Below are 24,645 nucleotides of genomic sequence, written 5' to 3' on the forward strand. Positions count from 1 at the left end.
ACTGACTTTTCTATACAATATTGTAATGAATTTTTTAAGAAATCCACTTACCAGAATAATCTAAACGATAACCACCAATCGTCTCATTTTGTGCCATCTTACCATCTGCTTTCAAATAATACCAAGCACTTCCGTCCTTGAACCATTGATCTCTCAGATAACTTCCATCTGATTTGAGATAGTACCAAGCTTTATAACTGGAATCATATAGCCACTCACTTTGTGCCATTTTTCCATCTGACTTAAGGTAGTAACTTCCTTGCCAGCTATTTTGTGCATAGCTTCCATCTGACTTGAGATAGTACCAAGCTTTATAGCTGGAATCGTATTGCCACTCACTTTGTGCCATTTTTCCATCTGACTTAAGGTAGTAGCTTCCTTGCCAGCTATTTAGTGCATAACTCCCATCTGACTTGAGATAATACCAAGCTTTATAGTTTGTATCATAAATCCATTCATTACGTGCCATCACACCATTTGATTTGAGATAATAGTTTCCCTTCCAACCACTGACAAGAGCTTTCCCTGCATGATCAAAATAATACCAGTAACTTCCATCTTGTTTCCATTGGTCACGCCAATCAGATGTGTTTTCAATCGGTTTAATAGGTTCTGCTTTCTTAGAATTATTTTCTTCTACAGTACTTTTACCTGTCTGGTTCTCCAGCTTACTTTTTAAATCTTGATAAATTTTCTCTTTATTTTTGTAATCAATTTCTAATTTTTTTACAGCCTGATAACGATTTGAAGATCTTGGATCCGTTACTGAAGCTGTACTGAAATTAGATTTCGTTGCTCGATTAATATTTTCCTGAGAAATAGTGATGAAATGAGCAGAGCTTACTGAGGAAAGACTAGAAAATGATAATCCAAAATAATCTTTACTTGATGGATTCCCCCAGTTCAATCCTGCAATTGCTTGAGCATGTGCCCATTCTGTCCCACCGACCATAAATTCAACCATACCATCATAAATAGCCTCTTTCAATTGAGACTTAGTAGCTGTTTTAAAACCAGGTAGACGAGAAGCTAAATTTTCATAATTTTGCCCACCTTTTAGCTCTGATTCTGCATTAGATGTAGGTAATCCATACTCTCTCGCCACACGATTGATTCCAGTTGCATCATGTCCTGAACTTCCTGAGATATTCATTTTATCCCATCCCCAGTTATCTTGAACATATGCTTTCGCCACCTTATCCGCAAAATCAATCGCCGAGCTAGAAACACTGACACTAGGAGTCCCAACCTGAGAACGAACTTGGTTAATTAAATCTTGGGCAAAAAATGACAACTCCTGACGAACAACTAGCGGTAGAGTGTTGACATCAAAATACTCACCTTGATCAACTGAATCTTTTTGGAACTTGTGCTGATTTTTCAATTGAGCACTCTCTGACTCAAGAATATACTGTGCCTTATCACGTTCAGTCTGGCTAATATTAAAATCAGAAAAAGCCGTCTTCAAAGCCTTTATATACTTATCGCTCAGTGTAATCGTATTGCTAGGTGCAGATGATAAAGCATTGTCATAGATACTTTTGGCTTGTTCATATTCTCTCTTAGCTTTAATCAATTCACTTTTTAAATTCTCTACCTGACTACTCGTTGTACTATTCGCATACACAGGTTGACTATTTCCTAACCCAAGCAAAGTTACGCTGGCAGTTGTTGCCAAGATAGTTGTTCTCAATTTCATAATCTTATCTCCTTTTTGTTTAAAAACGTTCTTAAAACATTCATTTTATACTTTTATTTTACCATTTTTAGAGGGTTTTCTCAATTTTTTCTTGATTTTCATTCATCTATCCGCTTAATCAAAGATAGGACATTTAGAACAGTTCAGATTTCCTCTCCTTGATGAAACAGATAGATGAGGCTCTATCTGTTTAATGCTTGGTTGGACGATGATATCCTTTACCAGTCAGCAGTAAACGATTGGTATTTCCTTGTTTAATGCGTCTAGCCACTAGAACATCACCACGTTTGATGGTGCGAATCTCTTTGTAAATTTTTGAATATTCTACAATCATCCAGACCGTTTCTAGTTTACCTGCTAGATATCCGTTTTTAGATACCAAACCATATCTGCTGGTTAATTTGATTTCATCGCCATTATCAAGTCTTGCGGTTGCATTTCCTTGATTTCCTAAGCGTCTAAGGTCAGCTAAAGTGACCTCTGTAACTAATTTTGATTGATTCATCTTGTCTCCTCCTTACTGAATCAAGGCTGATTTACAGCCATGCCGAGGTATAACGTACATACCTGCTGTATTTTTTACACACGGTTTTAAGTCTAGAAACCGCAAACTCCTTCAGCTTAGGCTTTGCCTGCTTTTACGTGGTGGAACAGCACTAGATATCCTTTTCTAGCCTACACACCGCCCTTGTTCTTCTTTTTATGCTTAGTTCCGCTAATCAGGACAGTGGGGGTATTCAGTTGTCAATGTACATCAGCAGTTTACCGACTTGCTGAGGTCAAGGGATTAGCTATAAGACGATTTTTTATAAATCGTCACATTGCTGAGAGGAATGACATAAATGTCCCCATTTTCAAAAGTCTCCTCCGTGTTTTTCTTTGTCTAGCTATTAGTCACCTCTACTGGATGATAAAACTCAACCCATTCTTTCACTGTTTCACGAGAGATACCTTCATCATCAGACACATCTAAAACAGCCTGAATCAAACACTCCAACATTTCTTCCGTCCAATTTCCTCTTGAACAAGCATGCTCACCAAGCCCATTTGGCAACATTCTAAATGTGAAATCAAATCCGCTGAACTCATCCCACAAAGAGTCTCCTCCTTCTTTCTGCATACTTTCACCCCCCATACTGCTCCTGCGCCCTCTTATGAGCATTCAACTTGACTTCTAACTTTCTCTCAGCCATCAAATTCTCAATGGACGTAACCAGATAAGCATACGGACTCTGACAATCTTGAGGAATCCGTTCAATACAATGTAAGACTTCTGAACTAGTTACCCAGCCAGTCTCCAAAAAGCTACCAATTTTCATTTTCTGACGATGGGTCAGATGGTAAGCATTATCCCACGGTAAATGATCAAAGTAGCTATCCGCAATTTCCTGCAAGAGAGAATAGACTTGAGGTTGGATAAATTTCTTCCCACTTGTTTTTTGAGAAGGAGTGTCACAAGTTCTAGCAGTCTGATCCAATTCGTTAGAATTGGAAGCAGGCTTTCTAGAACTATGTCTAGTACTATTATTCTCAGTATGACTCTTCTCAGTCTTAATAGGGTTAAATTTTTTTACTTCCGGAGGTAAAAAAATTTGACTTCCAGAATTCCTTGATTTAACAACCTTTTTTGGAGGTAAAGATTTTTGACTTCCAGAATTGGTTGATTTGACAGGCTTTTCTAAAACAGATTCTTCTTCACTATTTGGACGTTCAATTTCAAACAAGACACAACCTTTGTAATCTAAAGTTTTTACATGATGGTAGATTACAGTTCCTTTGTCACGTCCTTTTTCTACGACTTCAGCATCATAGTGTTCATATTCTTGTAATTCAGCATTCACATTTTGAAGATACAAACGATTCGGACGATTCTTTCCTTGTTTCACTTCACGAAGCAAGCCAAGCTCTTTCAATTCTTTCTTGATTTTCAATACAGTTGGCTTACTGCGATCTAAAATTTCCATTAAGTCCTCAACCGTATAGACAAGAAATACTGAACCATTCTCATCAACATAAGTCAGTTCACCGTTTCTGTAAGAATGAATACTTAACATACATCGATCATAGAGTACTCCATAAGCAATCTTGCCATCATTTGATAATTTCTTGGCATAGACACTCGTCATCTTGATTTTCCCAGTAGGTTTCCCTTCAGCAGAAAACTTTTTCTTAACATTTACCATGAAAATTTGTGGGATTTGATAGAATGTCTGTGTCGCCACTTGATTTACTGTAATATCAGCCATGTTATCACACCCCCATCATCACAGTACCATTTCCCACATAGAACAGAACTCCTTCTCTCTCTAATTCTTCAATCGCCTTAACAGCACGTTTTTTACTCATTCCTGTCTTTTTCATCACTTCGTTAACAGCTGCTTTTTTTGAAAATTGCACAAACATTTCTTTAGTCATTCTACTATCTCCTTTTTCTGTTTCACTAATTTAAGTTCCTTTGAAAAGCAACTTGGACATTCAGATAGACCAAGCTGAAAATCCAAATGGTCAAATAAAAAGTTACATCGCTCACACTCCACTGTGCTTCTAAGTATTGTTTCACCTAACCATTCTCTTTCTACAACATCTAATACATCTCCACATTCAGGACAATGAATAGGTTTGAAAATATCATCTTCTTCCCATTTTTCCTCATAATCACAATCAAAACAAACGATTGTTTCCAACCACATGGATTAACTCCCTTCCAATGTTCCTTCTAATTCGCCAAGTTTTAACTTAAATTCCTTGATTTTCTTTCTCACAAGATCACATTCTGCACTCATCAGTTGTACCTCACTTATCTGTTTGATAATCTCTCTTTCCTTTTTATCAAGTTCTATGTATTCCTGTAGGAGTTTTGACTTTTTTTCACTGATAAAAGAAAGTTTTTTAACAAACTCTGTCAATATTGTTGCGTTTGGTTTATCGACCGTAGAGTTCTCTTCATAACCGAGTAGATATGGGATAGATACTCCTAAATATTCTGATAGTAATTGCGCATTTTTAGCATTCGGACTTCTACTTCCTTGGTTGTAATTTCCAAGTGTAGAGTATCCTATACCAGTTGCCTCACTTATCTCCTTCAGGGATATCTCTTTATCTCTAACCAGTGACTGAAATGGGGTCATCTTTTTGCTTCTATCAATACAAGAATCATCATCAAGTCCTAGTAAATATGAAAGTGTTACACCAAAATATTCTGATAAAATCTGAGCATTTTCTAGACTAAGATTTGTTTTTCCATTTTCGTATTTTCCGTATTGAGACTGGTTAGTATTCAAAACTTTTGCTAAGTCAGCTTGAGTTAGCAATTTTTCTTTTCTTAGATTTTTAAGCCTATTAGACATAACTACTCCTCATATATATTGTGTTATAATAATTTTCGGTAGGTGGTCATGGAGGTGACATGCTAAACAAAAATAATAACCAAACTCATTACGGACATGGAAATCAATACATCGATCAAAGTGTTACAACAAATATATTTTTAACATACGGTGATCCTCAACCTAGTAGCTCATCAGATAATTCAGGTATGTGGATTATCATTTTTCTAGTAATTGCACTATCTCTAGGAAACTTACTTCTAGGTTTTATTCAAGAACATAAACAAGTAATTACTATGACTCAAATCATTCTACTTATCGTTGTCAATTGCTATGTTTATTTCAAATCAAAAGACATGAAACTACTAATCACTGAAATGGTTCCTTCTGTCCTAAGTACTCTAACGACAATATTCTCAGTTAGTAATCAAATCCCAGCTAATTTTCAATCAATATTGGATAAGATGAGTACAAATCCCGATTTATCCTCTTGGAAAACTGCTGTAAATAGTTTTTTCAGTAGCTTAATACCAAAAGCTTTCGAACTTTTATCGGATTATCCTAGCTATAATATAGTTCTTACCGCTTTCTATATCATTTTAGTCCTATCAACCATTCTTAGCCCTTTGTTGATTGGATTTAATGCATTCTTTAGGAAATCTATTAAGAACTCTCTCACTTATGTATTCACTATCGCCTATTGGATTTTTTTCTTTGTTTTAAAAATGATTCAATAACCGTACAGCAATAAATTAAGGCGGTTACAGTTAAACTAATTAGTATTAAGGACAATAAAGTTTGACCTCCACCTACCAACCTAATCATAAATAAAGCGTAACCTAAAAAAGTATACATGGTCACTTTAGTAAATATTTTTACTAATGGTTTCATTTGTTTCCTCCTTAACCTGGTTAGATGCCAGGTTTTTTGATATTAACAAAGTGTAGAATTAAGATATATCATTTATTTTCCTACACATACCCCATCAATTCTGGATTAAACTCTAGAGTCAACCACAGGGATTCATCATAAGTCAGTTGGCTAGTTTGTCCCCATGTTCCATCTCTCGCTCTCCTGGAGTACGGATAAGTGCCAAACTTAATTCTAGGCTTTAGTTCATGAATAACATCATCTTTAATAACTTCCCAAAGTAGACTAGAGGGCTTATAATAATACCCTTTCACAAGCCAAACTCTATTGAGGTCATCGTATGAAGATACCTTTTCTTCAGAATTTCCTTCAGAGACAAGATCAACTATATTTTCATTCTCATTAAGATCTATTACATCGAAAATTTCTAACGAATCAATATCCATAATAATTTCAATATTATCTGACATTTTTCCCCTTTATTTAATTTTGACAACGAAAAAAGAGAACGGATTTTCTCGTTCTCTACATTTATTTATATGCTATCTACATTTCTCAAAACTCTAGACACTTACGTGAGGTTGATGATCTAAATTTATTGTGGTATACTATTTTTGTCATCGGTTACCGATTACGTTCCTTACAGTTCGTGAAAGGAGGTGAAACTAATGAGCCTTATCCCAGAGCTCATTCTTACTATTATGGCAGACGTTATAGCAGGAATTATCCTATATTTCGTGGCTCTATAATATTTGTAGTGGGTAAATCCCCTATAGATATTATGGAGCCTATTTTGTTGTAGAAAAAAAGTTCCATAAGATCTATAATGAAAAGCGACAAAACCATCATTAGAAAGAATCATATGGAACAATTACATTTTATCACAAAATTACTAGACATTAAAGACCCTAATATCCAAATTATGGATGTTGTTAATATGGATACCCACAAAGAAATCATTGCTAAACTAGATTGTGAGGCCCCATCTTGCCCTGAGTGCGGAAGTCAAATGAAGAAATATGATTTTCAAAAACCTTCTAAAATTCCTTATCTTGAAACGACTGGTATGCCTACTAGAATTCTCCTTAGAAAGCGTCGATTCAAGTGCTATCACTGTTCAAAAATGATGGTCGCCGAAACCTCTCTCGTCAAGAAAAATCACCAAATCCCTCGTATTATCAACCAAAAAATTGCGCAAAAATTGATTGAAAAGTCTTCTATGACCGATATTGCTCATCAGCTGGCTATTTCAACTTCAACTGTCATTCGTAAGCTCAATGATTTCCGTTTTAAGTCTGATTTTTCTTACCTCCCTGAGATTATGTCCTGGGACGAGTACGCCTTTACAAAGGGAAAGATGAGCTTTATTGCGCAAGATTTTGACAAGCTCAATATCATCACTGTTCTTGAGGGTAGAACACAAGCTATCATCCGAAATCACTTTCTGCGCTACGATAGAGCCGTTCGTTGTCAGGTGAAAATCATTACTATGGATATGTTTAACCCCTACTATGACTTGGCTAAACAGCTTTTTCCAAACGCTAAAATCGTGTTGGATCGTTTCCATATTGTCCAACACATGAGCCGTGCTATGAGTCGTATGCGTGTCCAAATCATGAATCAGTTTCATCGAAAATCCCATGAATACAAGGCTATCAAACGCTACTGGAAACTCATCCAACAAGATAGTCGGAAACTCAGCTATAAACGTTTTTATCGCCCTACTTTTCGCATGCACTTGACGAATAAAGAAATTCTAGACAAGCTTTTGAGCTATTCAGAAGACTTGAAACATCACTACCATCTCTATCAACTCTTGCTTTTTCACTTTCAGAATAAGGAACCGGATAAATTTTTCGGGCTCATTGAGGACAATCTAAAGCAGGTTCATCCTCTTTTTCAGACTGTCTTTAAAACCTTCCTCAAGGATAAAGAGAAAATTGCCAACGCCCTTCAACTACCCTATTCCAACGCCAAACTGGAAGCCACCAATAATCTCATCAAACTTATCAAGCGCAATGCCTTTGGATTTCGGAACTTTGAAAACTTCAAAAAACGGATTTTTATCGCTCTGAATATCAAAAAAGAAAGGACGAAATTTGTCCTTTCTCGAGCTTAGCTTTTCTTCAACCCACTACAGTTGACAAAGAGCCTATTTCGTTTGCAAATGGCTAGATGGTAAGAAGTAGACCGAGTGACTAGCCTATCAACACCCGTTAAATCGCTAAGATACGTCAAAAAAGCCCTTAACTATGGCAGTAGTTAGGGGCTTTGGTGTTCTAATGAACCTTATCCATTAACTATATTCTAGCATATAAGCCCAGATATTTCAAGAGTTTTATTTATTTTTTAAAGTTCTATAGTAGATTGAATCTGGAATAATACGTCACGACTTCTAAAATATTGCTAAAAATTGATTTGACTTTCCTAATAGATTTATTCAAATCTTATTTCATTTCTCTATAAAAAGTCTATAATGAAGTTAGCCATCTAATATCTAAAAACCGACTAGCTCTTATGAACTAGTCGATTTCTCATCAATGCGCCAACATTTCTTGGGCGATTTCTTGTCCAGATAGGTTATCTGGGTAGTAGGTTGGCCAGTTATCCATTTCTTCAAAGAGGGCTTCTTGGCTTGTTCCTCCAAAGAAAATATGGAAATGTTCTGCCTTAACTGGGGCGATATTGTGGTCACTAAACTGAACATACTTGAACTGTCCAGCGTCCGCATCTGTCGCTTCAAAAAGGAAGCGCACGCCACGATTGCCTTTCTTGTAAGTTAAGATTTTCTTACCAACATACTTGTAAGTATATTTCTTACTTTGTCCACCTTGAACAAATTCCATAGTATTATCAGTAATGTTGATCTTAGTGACATCTGTCTGATAGCCTTTTGTATAGTAGGCCTTGTACTCAGCCTGAGTCATCTTACCAGTCAACTTAGCCTTGTAGTCAAAGACTTGATCAAACGTGCCATCTTCAAGGAAAGGATAAACTGATTGCCAGTTACCTGCATAGTCACTCAAGGTGCGGTCCTTGACGTCTGCATCCTCAAAGTAACCATTTTGGACTGTCTTCGTATCTTCTTCCTTTTCAGGCTCAATTGCTGGGCCTTCTTGGTCTGTTGTTTGTTTCAAAGCTTTGAGGTTTTTCTCCATGATAGAGATATAATTTTCTCCCGCCTTGGTGTCCTCTTCTGTCAGACTTTCTAAAGGATTAAGGACATCAGTTTTGACACCTGCTTCTTTTGAAAGTGTATTAGCAAGAGCTTGTGAGGCATTTTCTTCAAAGTAGATATAGGCGATTTTATTTTTCTTGACGTACTCTGTCAATTCTGCCAAACGTGCAGCTGATGGTTCTGCATCTGGAGAGAGACCTGAGATTGCGACTTGTTTGAGTCCATAGTCCAAGGCCAGATAGTTAAAGGCTGCGTGTTGCGTTACAAAGCTCTTTTGTTTGGCTTGAGACAAACCTTCTGCATAAGCCTTATCCAAGGCTTGCAATTTTTCGATATAGGCAGATGCGTTCTTTTCAAAGGTCTCTTTTTTATCAGGATAATCTGCTGATAAACTGTCGCGGATGTGCTCTACAAGTTTAATGGCACGAACTGGTGATAACCAAACATGGGGGTCAAACTCATGGTGATGACCTTCTTCTCCATGGTCATGGTCTCCCTCTTCTTCCTCACCACCTGGCAAGAGCAACATATCGCCTGTCGCCTTGATGGTTTTCACCTTTTTCTTATCCAAGGTATCTAGCAATTTAGGGACCCACGTTTCCATGTTTTCATTTTCATAAACGAAGGTGTCTGCGTCTTGGATTTTAGCAACCGCCTTGGCAGACGGTTCATATTCATGGGGTTCTGTCCCAGCACCGATGAGGAGTTCTACATTAGCAGTATCTCCTGCGACTTGCTTGGTAAATTCATAGACAGGATAAAAGGTTGTCACGATATTGAGTTTGCCATCTGCCTGTTTTTGATGGGAACAAGCCACTAAAAACAAGGCACATAGACTGGCTAGTAATAAGCTAATTTTTTTCATCTTAGTCTCCTATTTGATAAAACGTCTTACTAAACTAATTAGCAAGAAAACAGTTACAAAAATAATAGTAATACTTGCACTTGCAGGTGTTTCTGCATAGTAGGAAATGTAAAGTCCTGCTACCATTCCCAAAAATCCAATAGCACTGGCAAGCAACATAACCGATTTAAAGTTTTTCCCCAGACGCAGGGCAATACTCGCTGGCAAGACCATAATGGTCGATACCAGAAGAGCTCCCGCAGCAGGAATCATAAGGGCAATGGCCACCCCCGTCACCATGTTAAAAAGAATAGACATGGTACGAACGGGCAAGCCATCCACAAAGGCCGTATCCTCATCAAAGGTCAAGATATACATAGGACGAAGGAAGAGGAAGGTCAAAATCAAAACAACTGCCGCAATGACAAAGAGGGAAATAACCTGCTCTTCGCTGATAGTCACAATTGAACCAAAAAGATACTGGTCCAAACTCATAGAACTTGAGCTTTTACCCTTGCTCATGACAATCAGAGAAACAGCCAGACCCGTTGACATGAGGATTGCTGTCCCGATTTCCATAAAGCTCTTATAAACCGTACGGAGATACTCCAGAAAGACAGCCGCAATCAAGACAATAGCAATCGTAGAAACAGTCGGAGAAATCCCCAGAACCAGACCAAAGGCTACACCTGAAAGCGAGACGTGGCTGAGGGTATCACTCATCAAACTCTGACGACGCAAGATAAGGAAGGTTCCAAGAACTGGCGAGAAAAGACTCATAGCAATAACCGCCAGAAAGGCGCGTTGCATAAAGTCATAAGATAATAAACTAAGCATGGCCCACCTCCTGGTCATTCTCATGAACGTTGAAACAACGCCATGGCGAGTCTTGGTTACGGACTAGATGAATATTGCGGTCCGCATAATCCTTAACTTCTTCAGGATCATGGGTAATCATCAAAACAGCCTTGCCATGATGATGGGCGCTGTGGTGCATGAGTTCGTAAAATTCATTTTTACTTCCTGCATCCATCCCCGTTGTCGGCTCATCTAGGATAAACACATCAGGGTCAGAAGCAAACATACGCGCAATCACCGCTCTCTGTTTTTGCCCCCCAGAGAGAGACCCCAAGCGTTTGTCTCGGTGTTCCCACATGCCAACTGAATCCAGACTGGCCTTGATATGCTCCTCATCATGAGCATTCAAGCGACGGAACCAACCCTTTCGCGGATAGCGACCCGACTTGACAAATTCATAAACCGTACTTGGAAAACCCGCATTAAAACTAGCAATCTGTTGAGGAAGGTAAGCTATTCTCAATTTCTTACCCTGGGCATTTGTCTTTGAAATGGTCACCTTACCAATGCGTGGTTGGAGGATTCCAAGACTGGCCTTGATCAGTGTCGTCTTAGCAGCCCCATTTTCCCCTGTCAAGGTAACAAATTCCCCACTATCAACACTATAATTGATATGTTCAAGAACGGGCTCCTTATCATAATAGAAGGATAAATCCTCTACCGTAATGTATCTCATTATTTGATTTCTCCTACTAAAGCAGTCAAAAACCGCTGGATCACTTTTTGTTCATTTGGAGTAAACTGAGTCGCCACTTGTTCATAGGTTAAAAGTGTGTGCTCATGGTGATGGTGGTGCTCCTCAGCAATTGGACGAGCCAAATCAGTCAACTGATAAAAAATCACACGCGCATCCTTAGGATCTTTAGATGTTTCCAACATCCCTTCCTTGACCAAAGACTTAATGGCCTTGGTAACTGCCGCCTGACTGACATTGAGGCGACGCGCCAATTCTGAATTTGTTAAAGATTCCTCCGACAAGAGCATAAGAATGTGCTCCTGGGTATTAGTCAGGGCCACCTCGCTAGTGCAATGACCTATTAGGATTTCATGTTGGTTTTCCGCCTGCAAAATTACCTCATTCAAAAAGGCATCAATATCCTTCGCTAGCTGTCTCATATCTGACTCCTTTCCTTCTGGACTTTTCTTTTTTAAGACAAAAATACTATTCTGTAGAATTTTATTTACCAGTTAATTATATCACAAGCAAAAAAAGAGTCAAGAAAAAACGTAAAAATCGGCTTTATTCTTGAACTCTTCTATATTATCTATTGAAATTCTTTGACATCTCCATCATAAGTCGCCCAATCTTTGCTGAAAAAGCGCTCATTCAGATGGTAAGTCGGAGCTGGTGTGGGATTGGATAGGAAAGGATCAACTGCCTTGTCAAAAGCCAACCAACCCAACCAACCAAGGTGAATGGTGTCCTTCATAAAGAAAGGCTCCCCGCCGTCCTTAGAAAAATCTGCTATATTGGTAAACCCTTGACTTTCTAACTGGTAGCGAATCTTCTGCACCGTTTGTTGGTACATTTCCTCTCGTAGACCAGCATAGTCCATCCATTTTTTATTAACAGGTGGAATGATAAAAATCGGGTTTACCTTGGATTTAGAAAACTGTGTTAAAACCAACTGCAAGTCATTATACTCTGGCGACTTGAGATAGGTAAAGCTTTTCTGAGAATCCTTTAATTTCTTCAAATCCTTCTTGATCTGCTTATTATAGAAATCATTCTCCATTCCCAGATCATTATTGGAAGTATTTTTTTCAGCATCTGCTTTGACAACATCTTCTATTGCTTGATAAGAAAACTGGTCTGGCAAGGTATTTAAATACTTAGCTACATGCTTCTCGTAGTTGATATAGCCTCTAACCGAAAACTGACCAAAAAAGGAAGCTTGGCGCTCATTAAAACGAGCCAATAATTCAATCATTTCATTGTCTGCCGTCGATAATTCTTCTTTGCTTGCCAACTTCTGAACCAGATCCTTCATAGCTACGTTTGGAAACTGCTGCAGCAAGCGAGTCGCTGCATATTGACTAGCCTGATCTCCAGATTGATGTTCCAGAAAACTGGTCAACTGGTCTCCATTAAAATACTGCTGAAAGGCTGCTGGCTCATAGCCATTTTTACTGAACCACTGGGGTGAGATAACATACACAACTTGTTTATTCTCTAGCTGTGGCAACATCTGTTGCATTCCAAAATACTGGTTAAGCGATGCAGCTCCCCTCTGTCCTAAAAGATACGGACGGTAGGAGCGATTATACTTCTCAGCCAAGACTGCAGGATGAGCACCGTCAAAACGAAGCCATTCACTAGAGCCAAAGAAGGGAACAAAACGTATGTTCGGATCAGATAGTGCTCTGACCTTTTGACTTCGCTCCTTAAAACTATCGATAGTAGTAGCCACTGCTGAACGCTTTTCAGCTCCTAGATTATGACGCATCTCAGTAGGATAAAAGAAAATGAGCAGAAAAACCAACAAACTAGCTATCAAGACCGGTCCGAAGATCATCCATAAGCGTTTAAGCATTTTGTAGCTCCACAATACCAGCTATGATTTTATTAGCTGTATTCCAGTCGTCGCGACCAAACTCTGTTACAGGGACACGAATGTCAAAACGGTTTTCAATCTCCACAATCAACTCAACCGTTCCCATACTATCCAAGACACCTGCGTCAAAAAGATCTTCATCCATCATGTCAGAAACATCTTCCATAAACAACTCATCAATAATTTTGATAACTTCTGATTTGATATCCATATTTTATTTCCTTTATTTTTTAAACCATAGATCATTCAAAAATCCAGAAAAGATTAAGAATGACAGCATGACGACATGGAAGGTGACAACCATGCCAAGCAACTGAATCCAGCGATTCTCAGGCAGAGCAGCTTTCCCTGCTTTTTTCCGCTCCTTATTGAGCGTTTTTTTCTTGCGAACCCAAGCGTCATTGATGACCAAGCCTAATCCATGAAAGAGTCCATAGGCGATATAGTACCAGGTCACTCCATGCCAAAATCCCATAATCAGCATATTTACAATGTAGGCCACACTTGAGGTTACATTGCGATTTTTAAAGACCTTCTTTCTGGTCAACACCATGACCATTCGCATAAAGACAAAGTCACGGAACCAGAAAGAAAGGCTCATGTGCCAGCGATTCCAAAACTCCTTCAAATCCCTTGATAAAAAGGGCTTGTTAAAGTTGATAGGGCTACGGATTCCCATCAAATTTGAAATGGCTAAGGCAAACATAGAATAACCTGCAAAGTCAAAGAAAAGTTCCAGACCAAAGGTATACATGACTGCCAAGGCATAGGGGTTAAAGAAGCCACCTGACTGCAAGGCTAAATTCTTCAAAGGAGGGAGTAAGGTCTCTCCTAAAACATGAGCTAGGATAAACTTGTACAAAAAGCCCCACATGATATAGCGAACAGATTCATCCAGCATATCCATCAACTCATCTCGCTCAGGAATGGTCTGATAATTTTCATTAAATCGCTTAAAGCGATCGATTGGACCACTTGAAAAGGTCGGCATGAAGAGAAGGAAACGAAGGAATTCCCAGAGGGTAAAATCCTTAATCACTCCATCTCTCAGCTCGATGATAATCCCAACCGAACGAAATGTCAGGTAAGAAATTCCCAAAAATCCAAGCAAAGACTGCGTTCCATTGATAGCTGGCTGCACCTTGACAAAGATAATCGGAAGGAGGGACAGAAAACTAACTAAGTAGAAGACCCACTTGCCATCCTTGCTTTTTCGATAATGCTTGTAGAAAAGCAGGAGCAATATTTCCCAGCAAAGGTAAATACCCAAGGCAGCCAACTGATTGGTCTTCCCACCTACCAACATGGTGACAATAAAGAAGAGACTTACCAGCACTTCGTACCAGGCAAAGCGTTTCTTGAAAAAGAGACCGATAAAGATGGGCAAGGTTGCAGCAATCACATAGACAAAATACTGAGGATTGCCGTATGGCTCTAAATGAGGAAGCTGTTGAAAGAACTCCATCATCTCTTATTCACCTCGTTAATCAATCCTTTAATGTCAATCTTTCCATTTGGAGTCAGTGGCAAACTGTCTTGATAAAGGAATTTAGACGGCATCATGTAGGACATCATGATGTCTGTCAAATCTTCCTTAATGGCCTTGGTAATATCGATATCACGCTCAAACTGCTCACGCACACCATCTTTTAAAATGACATAGGCCAATAGATTTTGCACCTTGTGGTCTTTATTATAACGTGGGACAGCGACAGCAGAATCGATAAAGCGAGACTTGTTGAGGTTTTGAGAGACATCTTCTAACTCAATGCGGTAACCGTTGAACTTAATTTGGAAGTCCATGCGTCCGCCGTAGAGAAGTAAGCCTTCATCTGTCATAGTTCCCACATCTCCTGTATGGTAGGCTGGTAGACCTTCAAATTCAAAGAAGGCTTCCGCTGTTTTTTCAGGATTGTTCATATAGCCTTTTGAAACGGCTGGTCCAGAAACAATGATTTCTCCCTGTTCGCCATTTGGCAATTTATTGCCTTCCTCGTCAATGATAAAGGTTGGAGAATCAGCCTTGGTATAGCCGATTGGTAGGCGTTTGAGAGTCGCCAACATCTCGTCTGTCACAGCAACAGCTGACAGAGCCACTGTCGCTTCTGTTGGACCATAGGCATTGATAATACGGGCATTTGGGAAACGCTCGCGTAGTTTTTGAGCCGTTTTAACCGTCAATTCTTCGCCATCAAAGTAAAAATGAGTGATACCAGGCATTTTCTCACTGTTGAAGTCTTCAGACAACATGGCCATATCCGCAAAAGAAGGGGTTGATGTCCAGATAGCAATCGGCAATGAAAAGATGGTCGCAAAGAGTTGCTTAAAGTCCTGAGTAATGGCAGATGGAAGAGCAAAAAGCGTACCACCAAGTGCCAAGGTCGGTGCCCAGTACATGACAGACAGGTCAAAAGAATAAGGTGGCTGAGCCAGCATTTGCGGACGACTTGGCGTCGCAAATTCCTTGTCCGTAATCATCCAATTGGTAAAGCTGAGGAGGTTATCATGGGAAATCTGCACTCCCTTTGGCTTACCAGTCGTACCAGAAGTAAAGATGATATAGTAATTATCATCGCCCTTGACTGGATGCGTGATTTCATAGTTATTCCCTTGAGCAAAGGCTTCTTGAACCTGAGCTAGATTCATCATCGGTGTAGAAACCTGCTCCACTGGAAAGTCTGAAATGGCAATAATCAAACTTGGCTCCGCTACTTCTAAAATAGCCGAAACTCGCTCCAAGGCCGAATGACTGTCAATGGGAATGTAGGCATGTCCTGACTTAGTCAAGGCTACAAAAGTTGCCAACATTTCATATTCTTGGCCACCAAAAACGACCACAGGAGACTTCTCAGGCAAGCCTAGTTGGTCAATGGCTGCAGCTAAACTATCCGAATCAGCCTTCAAATCGCCATAAGTGTGTTCCTGCCCCAAAACATTATAAACAGGATAGCTAGGCTGTGTCTGAGCAAAATGCTCAATGGTTTCAATCATATCTGCTATTGGTTTATTTGACACAATAGGGATTCTCCTTCAAGTTAAAATTCATTATAGATAAAGCTTCCTTGACCCTGACCAAGATAGCTAAAGAAGTAAAGCAGCCCTAGAAAGATAAGAAAATACAAGGCTGTCCGACCAAGAAAGAGGTACAATTCTTTTCTCTGTTTCATAAAGAAAAACCATTCATTTCTGTAATTTTTCGCTAAAATAAGAGTGATTCTTACTAGCTTATTTTTCTACCATTGTACCACTTTATATAGTATTTTTTCAATTGTTTACCGTATGTTTTCACTAGATTTCAGCTTATTTTAAGGATTATGCGGTTTTTCTATGTCTATTTCAAAAGAAAAAAGCCTGAGATTTCCATCTCAAGCTCTATCATCATAATTGTTTTCTAATACTCAATGAAAATCAAAGAGCAAACTAGGAAGCTAGCCGCAAGCTGTACTTGAGTACGGTAAGGCGACGCTGACGTGGTTTGAATTTGATTTTCGAAGAGTATAAACTAGAAAAGTGAGAATACAAGCACTGCCAAGGCTGCACCGATAACAGGTCCCACAACAGGAATCCAAGCATAAGACCAGTCTCCGTCTCCCTTGTTTGAAATTGGAAGGATACTGTGCATGATACGAGGTCCAAGGTCACGAGCTGGGTTCAAGGCATAACCTGTTGTCCCACCTAGTGATAGACCGATACCGACAATCAAAGTTCCCACTGCAAAGGTTCCGATACCTGCCTGAAAATCGTAAAGACCCAAAGCAAAAATTGTCAAGACCAATACAAAAGTTCCAAGGATTTCGCTGATCAAGTTAGAAACTGTATCCTTGATGGCTGGCCCGGTACTGAAGGTGGCTAGGATATTGCCTGCATTTTCTTCTACCTCATAATGCGGTTTGAATTGCAACCAAACCAAAATCTGACCGAGCATGGCCCCTGCGAACTGAGCTAGGATATAAGGGAAAACGGAAGCCCAAGGCAAACCACCTTTTAAGGCTACACCAATGGTCACAGCTGGGTTTAAATGAGCCGGACTGAGTTTTCCAGATACAAATACTGCAACCGCAACTGCAATCCCCCAACCCATGGTAATCACAATCCAACCTGCATTGTTGCTCTTGGTTTTAGGAAGAACCACACCTGCAACAACACCATTTCCTAGAAGAATCAGGATTAAAGTCCCCAAAAATTCTCCAAATAATTCATTCATCATCTTTCTGTCTCCATTAAAAAGAAGGAGAGGGTAGACTAGGAGTCCTGCCCTCCACCTCTTTTATTTTTTCTTAATTTTTTAATTCTGCTAAATCGTTGTTAGCGAGGGCTGCTTCGACATCCGCACGGTAAGTTGCTTTCTCATCTTCTGTCCAATCATAGAATTGTCCCATTTCATCCAAAACTGGCTCAACGATGCTATCCAAACTATCACGCATAAAGAGCATGTGGTTGGTACGACGAAGAAGGAAGTCAACTGGGCTAAGTGCCAACTCATTGCGCATTGCATAATGAAGAGACAAGGTGTCCGCCAAGCTGAGTCCTGGCGCTTGTTCCAAGCTGTGAGCAAGGGCAAAGACTTTCGGTGCATTTGAACCGTAAAGATTTGCTAGGTAATGAGCTTCCTTGCTATCCAAACCACGTGACACTCCAAGTTGAGCAAAGGCTTCGATTTCTGAGTCCACATTTGCTGGGTTCAATTCCCCACCTGAAACAGGGTAAGTCTTAGAATTGATGAGTTTAAAGCTACGGTCAAATTCTGCTTTGAGGATGTCAACCACGCGCTCCATAGCTCCTTCAGCCATCTTACGGTAATCTGTGATTTTACCACCAGCAAGAGTCAAAAGACCATTATCATCACGGTCCAAGCTAGAACCACGAGAAACTGCAGATGGGTCCAAATGTTTCTCAGATGTGCTGCTTTCAAGCTTGCTAACAGCAGACTCAACATCTTCACGTGTTTTTTCTTTAGAGAGATAAGATTCAACAGTCGCAATCAAGTTGTTAAAGCTTTCATCACTGATTGTACCGTTATTTCCTCCATTGTAGTCAGAAGCGCTATTGCCTGCAATCAATGGACGAAGACCTGCCCAGCTGCTTTCGATATCATCAATGGTGATGTTGGCTTCTGGGAAGCGGTTGTTGACAATGCCAAGTAGGTAATCTACATCTTCTTGAGTTACTTTTGGATGTTCTAAATCCCCTGTGTAGTCTGTATCCGTTGTACCAAAGTAAGTCTTGTTTTCACGTGGGAGAACAAAGACCATACGACCGTCACCCAAACCTGTGTCAAAGTAAACTGGCTGTGAAACCTTGATCTTGCTTGAATCCACGACTAGGTGAACTCCCTTAGTTGGACGCATTTGTGAGAATTGGGTTCCCTTATTAGACAAATTACGCACCTTGTCACTCCAAGGACCTGTTGTGTTAATCACCAGACGGGCCTTGATTTCAAAGACTTGGTCTGTCAACAAATCACGAGCTACAACACCTGTAATCTTGCCACTTTCGTCAAAGAGGAAGCCTTCTGCCTTCACGTGGTTGGCAATGAGGGCACCGTCTTGGTTGGCACGTTTGATGTTTTCAATCACGAGACGCGCATCGTTGTTACGGAAGTCAAGATAAACTCCACCTCCTACCAAGCCTTCTTTCTTCAAGTTTGGCTGGCGTTCCAAGACTTGATCCTTGCTCAAAACCTTGTTTGCAGCTGGCGTGTTGTTAACTCCTGCCAAGAGGTCGTACAAGTCCATGGCTACTTTAAGACGGAAGAGGCTGAAGGTTGCTCCATCTTCATCGTAAACTGGTAAGAGCATTGGGTCCGGTTTTGGAATGTGTGGGGCAATTTGTTGAACCACTGCACGTTCAGAAACTGTATCTGAGACCACTTCTACGTCAAATTGCTTAAGGTAACGAAGTCCTCCGTGAACCAATTTAGTTGAACGGCTAGATGTCCCTTCTGCGAAGTCCTGCATTTCAATCAAACCAGTCTCAAGACCACTGGCTGCCGCCTGCAAGGCTACACCAGCCCCTGTGATTCCTCCCCCAATAATCAAGAGGTCCAGGGTGCGTTCCTGCATTTTTTTAATTGATAATTCACGTGTTTTCTTTGAAAATTCCATATTTACACACTTTCTAACTGAGTCGCTTTATTCTGCCAGTATTAGTCGTCTACTTCCGCAAAGACTTGCGTTGCTTTCACAGCCTTCTTCCAGCCCTTGTAGAGTTGTTCCTTGCGCGATTCGTTCATCGATGGCTCAAAAAGTTCTCCTGTCTCGTTCAAGAGTTTCAACTCATCCAAGTCTTTCCAGTAACCTACTGACAAACCTGCTAGGAAGGCCGCACCTAGAGCTGTTGTTTCCAAGTTTTTGGCACGTGCGATATCGATTCCCAAAATGTCAGCTTGGAACTGCATGAGGAAGTTGTTCATAGCTGCACCACCATCCACCTTCAAGACTTGGATAGCTGTCTGAGCATCCACTTGCATGGTGTCGATGATGTCACGCACTTGATAAGCGATAGATTGAAGAGTTGCCTTGATAAAGTCTTCCTTACTTGTTCCACGAGTCAAACCAAAGACAGAGCCGCGAGCATTTTGGTTCCAGTATGGTGCTCCTAGTCCTGTAAAGGCTGGAACTACATAAACTTCATCATCATTGTGAGAATCACGAGCGTATTTTTCAGATTCTGGTGAATTTTCAACCATGCGAAGTCCATCACGAAGCCATTGAATGGCACTTCCTGCGATGAAGATAGAACCTTCCAAGGCATAGTAAACCTTGCCGTTGATTCCGTAACCAATGGTTGTCAAAAGATTGTTCTCAGACAACTGCATCTCTTCCCCAGTATTCATGATGATGAAAGAACCTGTTCCATAAGTATTTTTAACCATACCAGGTTCAAAGGCCAACTGTCCAAAGAGGGCTGCTTGTTGGTCCCCAGCCATACCTGAGATTGGCACTTCTCCACCGTAGAAATGAAATGGCGCTGTCTTACCGTAGATTTCAGAGTTAGAACGAACTTCCGGAAGCATAGCCTTAGGAATGTTGAGAATTTCCAAAATCTCATCATCCCATTTGAGTTCTTTAATGTTATAAAGCATGGTACGGGCTGCATTTGAGTAGTCGGTCACGTGAGCCGCACCGTCAGTCAATTTCCAAACCAACCAAGTATCAATGGTACCAAAGAGCAATTCCCCTTTTTCTGCTCGCTCTTGAGCTCCTTCTACATGGTCTAAAATCCAACGAACCTTGGTAGCAGAGAAGTAAGCATCGATGATCAAACCAGTCTTTTCATGGAATTTTTCCACATAACCTTGACTTTTTAGTTGTTCAGCCAAAGGAGCTGTCTGGCGTGACTGCCAAACGATAGCATTGTAGATAGGAAGTCCTGTTTTCTTATCCCAGACGACAGTTGTTTCACGCTGGTTGGTAATCCCGATTGCTTCGATTTGATTTGGCTTGACACCACTTTCGATGAAAGCACCCGCAATAACAGACTGGACGGAATTCCAAATTTCATTGGCATTGTGCTCTACCCAACCTGCCTGAGGGAAAATCTGAGTAAACTCTTTTTGGCTAGAGCTGACCTTTTCTCCTTTTTTATTAAAAATGATGGCACGAGAACTTGTAGTTCCCTGGTCAATGGCCATAATGTATTTTTCTTGTGACATGTTCTGTCCTCCTGATAATGATCTTGAGGATGTCTCCTCTTTACACTAACTAGTATACAAAATAAAGCGCTTTCTTGTTTATCAACTTTTTTTAATTTTTAAAAAAATGTGAGGAGATTGTGTAAATTTCACAAAAAAGACCTGGAACAACCAAGCCTTTTAAGTGAATAATATCTGACGAATCCCTGCCAAATCTTCCATATCCAAGTCGTTTTTTAAATAATAGACTGGTGTCTGTTCCTTCTTATGAATCGGGTTATTGGTAACCAGCAAATCATAATGCCGAGTTCGGTCATAGGCTTCAATGGTAATAAAACGATTGTATTCCAAATACCGTTTCAAAATGGCTGCCATCCTTGAAAAGACAAGAAAACCTGATGTCAAATCCAGACCAATCCGCATATGCTGGCCACCATTTTCAGCCATATATTCGATCAACTGCAGCCATTCCCAGAGAATCTTCTTATCCAAATCCGTACCTTGCTGAAAGGCCGGTAGAGCATGAAAAATCTCCTCTGCCGTTCCCCTAAAATCATGTTCCATCAGCAAATAAGGATGACGATTCTCTAACTGATACTTGTAGCGGTCCTGTAAAATATAGCCCTTATAGAGATAGACTTGAGCACAAAGCTGACTGAGTTCATAGGTGACATGGTCCTCTGTATAATCCCCCAGCAACTCCTCTTTCTTCATTTCTTGAATCAATTGCGTCAGCAAATCTACCAACTGCCCTCCAAAACCAAGTATGTACTCCATAGTATGAAGAGGAAGAATCCGATGGGATAGGAGGAAAGAGAAGAAAATCATCATCTCCCCATCTTCAGTCCCTAGAGGAAGGTGTTGCCCAGCAAAAAAGGACGGAGCCTTTCTCAGCAAACGAAGGTAGAAAATATTGTCAAAATACCCTCGCATTTTCTCTTCTATGACTTGAAACTGACAGGCATTGACCCGAAGACGTTGCTGACTGATATGAGCCCAGAGAACCAAGTCCAATTTCTGCCCCGAAGACAAACTTGCACCGCAGATTTCTTCTAAACTGGCAATTTCCTGCTTTCTCTCTGGTTTCTGCATGTGACCTTCCCACTCCTGACTCGACCAGACCTTGCGGAAAAGACAGAAATAGAAATAGCGAATCTGATGCTCTGGGCCTCGCCACCGTCCATTTTGGATGTATAAATCAAATTCTGACAAAATCTGATTTAAGCTAGCTAAGTGACGGCCAAGCGTCGCCCCACTAATCATCAATTCTTGAGCCAGCTGATGGGCTAAAAACTGTTGGTGGTAGAGAAGATAAACAAGAATCTGGTATTTAACAGCATTCTCCAAAAACAAGCTCCGAATATCTCTCCCCTTGGTAGCTGGACCGATAGACAGACGCAGATTTTCATCTTCTAAGTGAATAGTCAGCTCTAAGCCACTATCCAAAGCCTTATCATTGAGCAGGGTGACATATTTGGTTAGGGTTGCTTTTGAAAATCCTGTTTCCTCCATTACAGCCTTGACGGTCGTCTGAGACTCTTGTAATAGAAAGGAAAGAATTGAAAATTGGCCAGATTCAGCCTTTTCCATCAAGTCTCCTAAATACATTTGTTACCCCTTTCATTTTCTACCTTAAGCATAGCATAAATCTTACAAATGCTGAAATAATCTGTTTCTCTTTTTATTTTCCTGCTGATTTCATGGTCCATTATCCTGAAAATCAGCAAACACACGGCTCCCTCTTTGGGCATTTTTATGCTAAAATAGTAGCTATGGATAAAATTATTAAAACTATATCAGAAAGTGGCGCCTTTCGTGCTTTTGTCCTTGATAGCACTGAAACCGTCCGCACTGCTCAAGAAAAACACCAAACCCAAGCTAGCTCAACTGTAGCGCTTGGTCGAACTCTTATAGCTAGCCAGATTCTCGCAGCCAATGAAAAAGGAAATACTAAACTAACAGTGAAGGTACTGGGATCTAGCTCTCTAGGTGCCATTATCACGGTCGCTGATACCAAGGGGAACGTCAAAGGCTATGTTCAAAATCCTGGTGTTGACATCAAAAAGACTGCAACTGGTGAAGTTCTAGTCGGACCTTTTGTTGGAAATGGTCAATTTCTCGTTATCACAGACTACGGTACGGGAAATCCTTACAACTCTATGACTCCCCTCATTTCTGGGGAAATCGGTGAAGACCTTGCCTTTTACCTGACTGAAAGCCAACAAACGCCTTCAGCAATCGGCCTCAATGTCCTTTTAGACGAAGAAGACAAGGTCAAGGTTGCTGGTGGTTTCCTAGTTCAAGTCTTGCCGGGAGCCAAGGAAGAAGAGATTGCTCGCTTTGAAAAACGCATCCAAGCAATGCCAGCTATCTCAACGCTTCTCGAAAGTGAAGACCATATCGAAGCCCTTCTCAAGGCTATCTACGGGGACGAGACCTACAAGCGTCTTTCTGAAGAAGAAATCCGTTTCCAATGTGACTGTAGCCATGAGCGCTTTATGAACGCTCTTGCTAGCCTTCCAAGCTCAGACTTACAGGAAATGAAAGAGGAAGACCACGGGGCAGAAATCACTTGTCAATTCTGCCAAACTACTTACAACCTTGATGAAAACGACCTGGAGGAACTCATTCGTGACAAATCTTAATACACCTTTTATGATTGGCAATGTTGAGATTCCCAATCGTACCGTTCTAGCGCCTATGGCTGGCGTGACCAACTCAGCCTTTCGTACCATCGCAAAAGAGCTCGGAGCGGGACTCGTTGTCATGGAAATGGTCTCTGACAAGGGAATCCAATACAACAACGAAAAAACCCTGCACATGCTTCATATCGATGAGGGCGAAAACCCTGTCTCTATCCAACTTTTTGGTAGTGATGAAGACAGCCTAGCACGCGCAGCAGAATTCATCCAAGAAAACACCAAAACCGATATCGTGGATATCAACATGGGCTGCCCAGTTAATAAAATCGTGAAGAACGAAGCTGGTGCTATGTGGCTCAAGGATCCAGACAAGATTTACTCTATCATCAACAAGGTCCAGTCTGTCCTTGATATCCCCCTTACTGTCAAAATGCGTACCGGATGGGCTGATCCATCTCTTGCAGTAGAAAATGCCCTGGCTGCTGAAGCTGCAGGTGTTTCTGCCCTCGCCATGCATGGTCGTACCCGTGAACAAATGTACACAGGCCACGCAGACCTTGAGACCCTTCATAAGGTTGCCCAGGCCCTCACCAAGATTCCATTTATCGCCAACGGTGATATCCGTACTGTCCAAGAAGCCAAACAACGCATCGAAGAAGTTGGTGCTGACGCAGTCATGATTGGCCGCGCTGCCATGGGAAATCCCTACCTCTTCAACCAAATCAACCATTACTTTGAAACAGGAGAAATCCTACCTGATTTGACCTTTGAAGATAAGATGAAAATCGCCTATGAACACTTGAAACGTTTGATTAACCTCAAAGGGGAAAACGTCGCAGTTCGTGAATTCCGTGGCCTCGCTCCTCACTACCTCCGTGGAACATCTGGCGCTGCCAAACTCCGTGGAGCTATTTCACAAGCTAGCACCCTAGCAGAGATTGAAGCACTCTTGCAGTTGGATAAGGCTTAATAGACCAAAACCCGTAACTCTCTTAAAGGTTACGGGTTTTCTTTGATTTATACAGGCAAGCAATATCTAT

General features: G+C 40.6%; 25 protein-coding genes. 4 read left to right on the top strand and 21 right to left on the bottom strand.

The features are described 5' to 3' along the window. Positions 1–34: 34 nt before the first annotated feature. From SP4011_RS11475 to SP4011_RS11065, 7 genes are all read right to left on the bottom strand, one after another. Entirely contained in the window at positions 35–1,699 is a 1,665-nt protein-coding gene (locus tag SP4011_RS11475) for an SEC10/PgrA surface exclusion domain-containing protein (protein WP_419992022.1), read from the bottom strand. 190 nt (positions 1,700–1,889) lie between these two features. Continuing rightward, entirely contained in the window at positions 1,890–2,204 is a 315-nt protein-coding gene (locus SP4011_RS11040; protein WP_050254393.1) for a hypothetical protein, read from the bottom strand. Between the two features lie 378 nt (positions 2,205–2,582). Beyond that, a complete protein-coding gene (locus tag SP4011_RS11045; protein WP_338618892.1) occupies positions 2,583–2,819 on the bottom strand; it encodes a hypothetical protein in 237 nt (78 codons plus the stop codon). 4 nt (positions 2,820–2,823) lie between these two features. After that, a complete protein-coding gene (locus SP4011_RS11050; protein WP_338618893.1) occupies positions 2,824–3,945 on the bottom strand; it encodes a replication initiator protein A in 1,122 nt (373 codons plus the stop codon). Between the two features lie 4 nt (positions 3,946–3,949). Beyond that, positions 3,950–4,114 carry a hypothetical protein gene (locus tag SP4011_RS11055; protein WP_338618895.1) on the bottom strand — a complete coding sequence of 55 codons (165 nt, stop codon included), beginning with the start codon at positions 4,112–4,114 and terminating at the stop codon, positions 3,950–3,952. After that, the gene (locus SP4011_RS11060) at positions 4,111–4,389 is read right to left on the bottom strand and encodes a hypothetical protein (RefSeq protein WP_338618897.1); all 279 of its coding nucleotides are present in this window, start codon (positions 4,387–4,389) and stop codon (positions 4,111–4,113) included. Before SP4011_RS11060 ends, SP4011_RS11055 begins: the two co-directional genes overlap by 4 nt. Positions 4,390–4,392: 3 nt before the next feature. Next, positions 4,393–5,046 carry a helix-turn-helix transcriptional regulator gene (locus SP4011_RS11065; RefSeq protein ID WP_338618898.1) on the bottom strand — a complete coding sequence of 218 codons (654 nt, stop codon included), beginning with the start codon at positions 5,044–5,046 and terminating at the stop codon, positions 4,393–4,395. 59 nt (positions 5,047–5,105) lie between these two features. Here SP4011_RS11065 and SP4011_RS11070 point away from each other — a divergent pair, with 59 nt between their 5' ends. Continuing rightward, positions 5,106–5,762 carry a hypothetical protein gene (locus tag SP4011_RS11070; protein ID WP_338618900.1) on the top strand — a complete coding sequence of 219 codons (657 nt, stop codon included), beginning with the start codon at positions 5,106–5,108 and terminating at the stop codon, positions 5,760–5,762. A gap of 234 nt (positions 5,763–5,996) precedes the next feature. Here SP4011_RS11070 and SP4011_RS11075 read toward each other — a convergent pair whose 3' ends face one another. Next, the gene (locus SP4011_RS11075; protein ID WP_338618901.1) at positions 5,997–6,365 is read right to left on the bottom strand and encodes a hypothetical protein; all 369 of its coding nucleotides are present in this window, start codon (positions 6,363–6,365) and stop codon (positions 5,997–5,999) included. Between the two features lie 392 nt (positions 6,366–6,757). On the opposite strand from SP4011_RS11075, the gene SP4011_RS11080 reads away from it, so the two are divergent. Continuing rightward, the gene (locus SP4011_RS11080) at positions 6,758–8,014 is read left to right on the top strand and encodes an ISL3 family transposase (protein ID WP_173217988.1); all 1,257 of its coding nucleotides are present in this window, start codon (positions 6,758–6,760) and stop codon (positions 8,012–8,014) included. 418 nt (positions 8,015–8,432) lie between these two features. On the opposite strand, the gene adcA is transcribed toward SP4011_RS11080, so the two are convergent. From adcA to SP4011_RS11145, 13 genes are all read right to left on the bottom strand, one after another. Continuing rightward, positions 8,433–9,938, bottom strand: coding sequence for a zinc ABC transporter substrate-binding lipoprotein AdcA (gene adcA / locus SP4011_RS11085; RefSeq protein ID WP_338619324.1), 1,506 nt, complete (start codon positions 9,936–9,938; stop codon positions 8,433–8,435). A gap of 9 nt (positions 9,939–9,947) precedes the next feature. Then, complete coding sequence (locus tag SP4011_RS11090; RefSeq protein ID WP_000950038.1) at positions 9,948–10,754, bottom strand: metal ABC transporter permease; 807 nt, start codon at positions 10,752–10,754, stop codon at positions 9,948–9,950. Continuing rightward, positions 10,747–11,451 carry a metal ABC transporter ATP-binding protein gene (locus SP4011_RS11095; RefSeq protein WP_049546880.1) on the bottom strand — a complete coding sequence of 235 codons (705 nt, stop codon included), beginning with the start codon at positions 11,449–11,451 and terminating at the stop codon, positions 10,747–10,749. The genes SP4011_RS11090 and SP4011_RS11095 overlap by 8 nt, the downstream gene beginning before the upstream one ends. Beyond that, positions 11,451–11,891 (bottom strand): zinc-dependent transcriptional regulator AdcR, encoded by a 441-nt coding sequence (gene adcR / locus SP4011_RS11100; protein WP_001249308.1) that lies wholly within the window; start codon positions 11,889–11,891, stop codon positions 11,451–11,453. Before adcR ends, SP4011_RS11095 begins: the two co-directional genes overlap by 1 nt. Positions 11,892–12,040: 149 nt before the next feature. Further along, positions 12,041–13,309 carry a D-alanyl-lipoteichoic acid biosynthesis protein DltD gene (gene dltD, locus SP4011_RS11105; protein ID WP_338619327.1) on the bottom strand — a complete coding sequence of 423 codons (1,269 nt, stop codon included), beginning with the start codon at positions 13,307–13,309 and terminating at the stop codon, positions 12,041–12,043. After that, on the bottom strand, positions 13,302–13,541 hold the full coding sequence (gene dltC, locus SP4011_RS11110) for a D-alanine--poly(phosphoribitol) ligase subunit DltC (protein WP_173253001.1): 240 nt from the start codon (positions 13,539–13,541) through the stop codon (positions 13,302–13,304). The genes dltD and dltC overlap by 8 nt, the downstream gene beginning before the upstream one ends. Before the next feature lie 12 nt (positions 13,542–13,553). Continuing rightward, complete coding sequence (dltB, locus tag SP4011_RS11115; protein ID WP_173253002.1) at positions 13,554–14,798, bottom strand: D-alanyl-lipoteichoic acid biosynthesis protein DltB; 1,245 nt, start codon at positions 14,796–14,798, stop codon at positions 13,554–13,556. Further along, positions 14,795–16,345, bottom strand: a complete 1,551-nt coding sequence (gene dltA, locus SP4011_RS11120) for a D-alanine--poly(phosphoribitol) ligase subunit DltA (RefSeq protein WP_338619330.1) — start codon at positions 16,343–16,345, stop codon at positions 14,795–14,797. The genes dltB and dltA overlap by 4 nt, the downstream gene beginning before the upstream one ends. 20 nt (positions 16,346–16,365) lie before the next feature. Next, the gene (locus SP4011_RS11125) at positions 16,366–16,497 is read right to left on the bottom strand and encodes a teichoic acid D-Ala incorporation-associated protein DltX (protein WP_000813667.1); all 132 of its coding nucleotides are present in this window, start codon (positions 16,495–16,497) and stop codon (positions 16,366–16,368) included. 335 nt (positions 16,498–16,832) lie between these two features. Further along, entirely contained in the window at positions 16,833–17,537 is a 705-nt protein-coding gene (locus tag SP4011_RS11130) for an MIP/aquaporin family protein (RefSeq protein WP_338619332.1), read from the bottom strand. A 70-nt stretch (positions 17,538–17,607) separates the two neighbouring features. Then, entirely contained in the window at positions 17,608–19,434 is a 1,827-nt protein-coding gene (glpO, locus tag SP4011_RS11135) for a type 1 glycerol-3-phosphate oxidase (protein WP_338619334.1), read from the bottom strand. Positions 19,435–19,475: 41 nt separating this feature from the next. After that, positions 19,476–20,984: a glycerol kinase GlpK gene (gene glpK, locus SP4011_RS11140; RefSeq protein ID WP_049511829.1), complete on the bottom strand. Its 1,509-nt coding sequence runs from the start codon at positions 20,982–20,984 to the stop codon at positions 19,476–19,478. A gap of 159 nt (positions 20,985–21,143) precedes the next feature. After that, positions 21,144–22,571, bottom strand: coding sequence for a helix-turn-helix domain-containing protein (locus tag SP4011_RS11145; RefSeq protein ID WP_338619335.1), 1,428 nt, complete (start codon positions 22,569–22,571; stop codon positions 21,144–21,146). A gap of 164 nt (positions 22,572–22,735) precedes the next feature. Here SP4011_RS11145 and hslO point away from each other — a divergent pair, with 164 nt between their 5' ends. Further along, entirely contained in the window at positions 22,736–23,608 is an 873-nt protein-coding gene (gene hslO, locus SP4011_RS11150) for an Hsp33 family molecular chaperone HslO (protein ID WP_338619337.1), read from the top strand. Next, positions 23,595–24,575, top strand: a complete 981-nt coding sequence (gene dusB / locus SP4011_RS11155; protein WP_000183308.1) for a tRNA dihydrouridine synthase DusB — start codon at positions 23,595–23,597, stop codon at positions 24,573–24,575. The genes hslO and dusB overlap by 14 nt, the downstream gene beginning before the upstream one ends. Positions 24,576–24,645 lie beyond the last annotated feature (70 nt).

The organism is Streptococcus parapneumoniae, assembly GCF_037076355.1.
GTDB lineage: Bacteria > Bacillota > Bacilli > Lactobacillales > Streptococcaceae > Streptococcus > Streptococcus parapneumoniae.

Bases quoted from the DNA above. Each gene is read 5' to 3' on its own strand.
- SP4011_RS11475 (WP_419992022.1), bottom strand. From the start codon at position 1,699: ATGAAATTGAGAACAACTATCTTGGCAACAACTGCCAGCGTAACTTTG.
- SP4011_RS11040 (WP_050254393.1), bottom strand. From the start codon at position 2,204: ATGAATCAATCAAAATTAGTTACAGAGGTCACTTTAGCTGACCTTAGA.
- SP4011_RS11045 (WP_338618892.1), bottom strand. From the start codon at position 2,819: ATGCAGAAAGAAGGAGGAGACTCTTTGTGGGATGAGTTCAGCGGATTT.
- SP4011_RS11050 (WP_338618893.1), bottom strand. From the start codon at position 3,945: ATGGCTGATATTACAGTAAATCAAGTGGCGACACAGACATTCTATCAA.
- SP4011_RS11055 (WP_338618895.1), bottom strand. From the start codon at position 4,114: ATGACTAAAGAAATGTTTGTGCAATTTTCAAAAAAAGCAGCTGTTAAC.
- SP4011_RS11060 (WP_338618897.1), bottom strand. From the start codon at position 4,389: ATGTGGTTGGAAACAATCGTTTGTTTTGATTGTGATTATGAGGAAAAA.
- SP4011_RS11065 (WP_338618898.1), bottom strand. From the start codon at position 5,046: ATGTCTAATAGGCTTAAAAATCTAAGAAAAGAAAAATTGCTAACTCAA.
- SP4011_RS11070 (WP_338618900.1), top strand. From the start codon at position 5,106: ATGCTAAACAAAAATAATAACCAAACTCATTACGGACATGGAAATCAA.
- SP4011_RS11075 (WP_338618901.1), bottom strand. From the start codon at position 6,365: ATGTCAGATAATATTGAAATTATTATGGATATTGATTCGTTAGAAATT.
- SP4011_RS11080 (WP_173217988.1), top strand. From the start codon at position 6,758: ATGGAACAATTACATTTTATCACAAAATTACTAGACATTAAAGACCCT.
- adcA (WP_338619324.1), bottom strand. From the start codon at position 9,938: ATGAAAAAAATTAGCTTATTACTAGCCAGTCTATGTGCCTTGTTTTTA.
- SP4011_RS11090 (WP_000950038.1), bottom strand. From the start codon at position 10,754: ATGCTTAGTTTATTATCTTATGACTTTATGCAACGCGCCTTTCTGGCG.
- SP4011_RS11095 (WP_049546880.1), bottom strand. From the start codon at position 11,451: ATGAGATACATTACGGTAGAGGATTTATCCTTCTATTATGATAAGGAG.
- adcR (WP_001249308.1), bottom strand. From the start codon at position 11,891: ATGAGACAGCTAGCGAAGGATATTGATGCCTTTTTGAATGAGGTAATT.
- dltD (WP_338619327.1), bottom strand. From the start codon at position 13,309: ATGCTTAAACGCTTATGGATGATCTTCGGACCGGTCTTGATAGCTAGT.
- dltC (WP_173253001.1), bottom strand. From the start codon at position 13,541: ATGGATATCAAATCAGAAGTTATCAAAATTATTGATGAGTTGTTTATG.
- dltB (WP_173253002.1), bottom strand. From the start codon at position 14,798: ATGATGGAGTTCTTTCAACAGCTTCCTCATTTAGAGCCATACGGCAAT.
- SP4011_RS11125 (WP_000813667.1), bottom strand. From the start codon at position 16,497: ATGAAACAGAGAAAAGAATTGTACCTCTTTCTTGGTCGGACAGCCTTG.
- SP4011_RS11130 (WP_338619332.1), bottom strand. From the start codon at position 17,537: ATGATGAATGAATTATTTGGAGAATTTTTGGGGACTTTAATCCTGATT.
- glpO (WP_338619334.1), bottom strand. From the start codon at position 19,434: ATGGAATTTTCAAAGAAAACACGTGAATTATCAATTAAAAAAATGCAG.
- glpK (WP_049511829.1), bottom strand. From the start codon at position 20,984: ATGTCACAAGAAAAATACATTATGGCCATTGACCAGGGAACTACAAGT.
- SP4011_RS11145 (WP_338619335.1), bottom strand. From the start codon at position 22,571: ATGTATTTAGGAGACTTGATGGAAAAGGCTGAATCTGGCCAATTTTCA.
- hslO (WP_338619337.1), top strand. From the start codon at position 22,736: ATGGATAAAATTATTAAAACTATATCAGAAAGTGGCGCCTTTCGTGCT.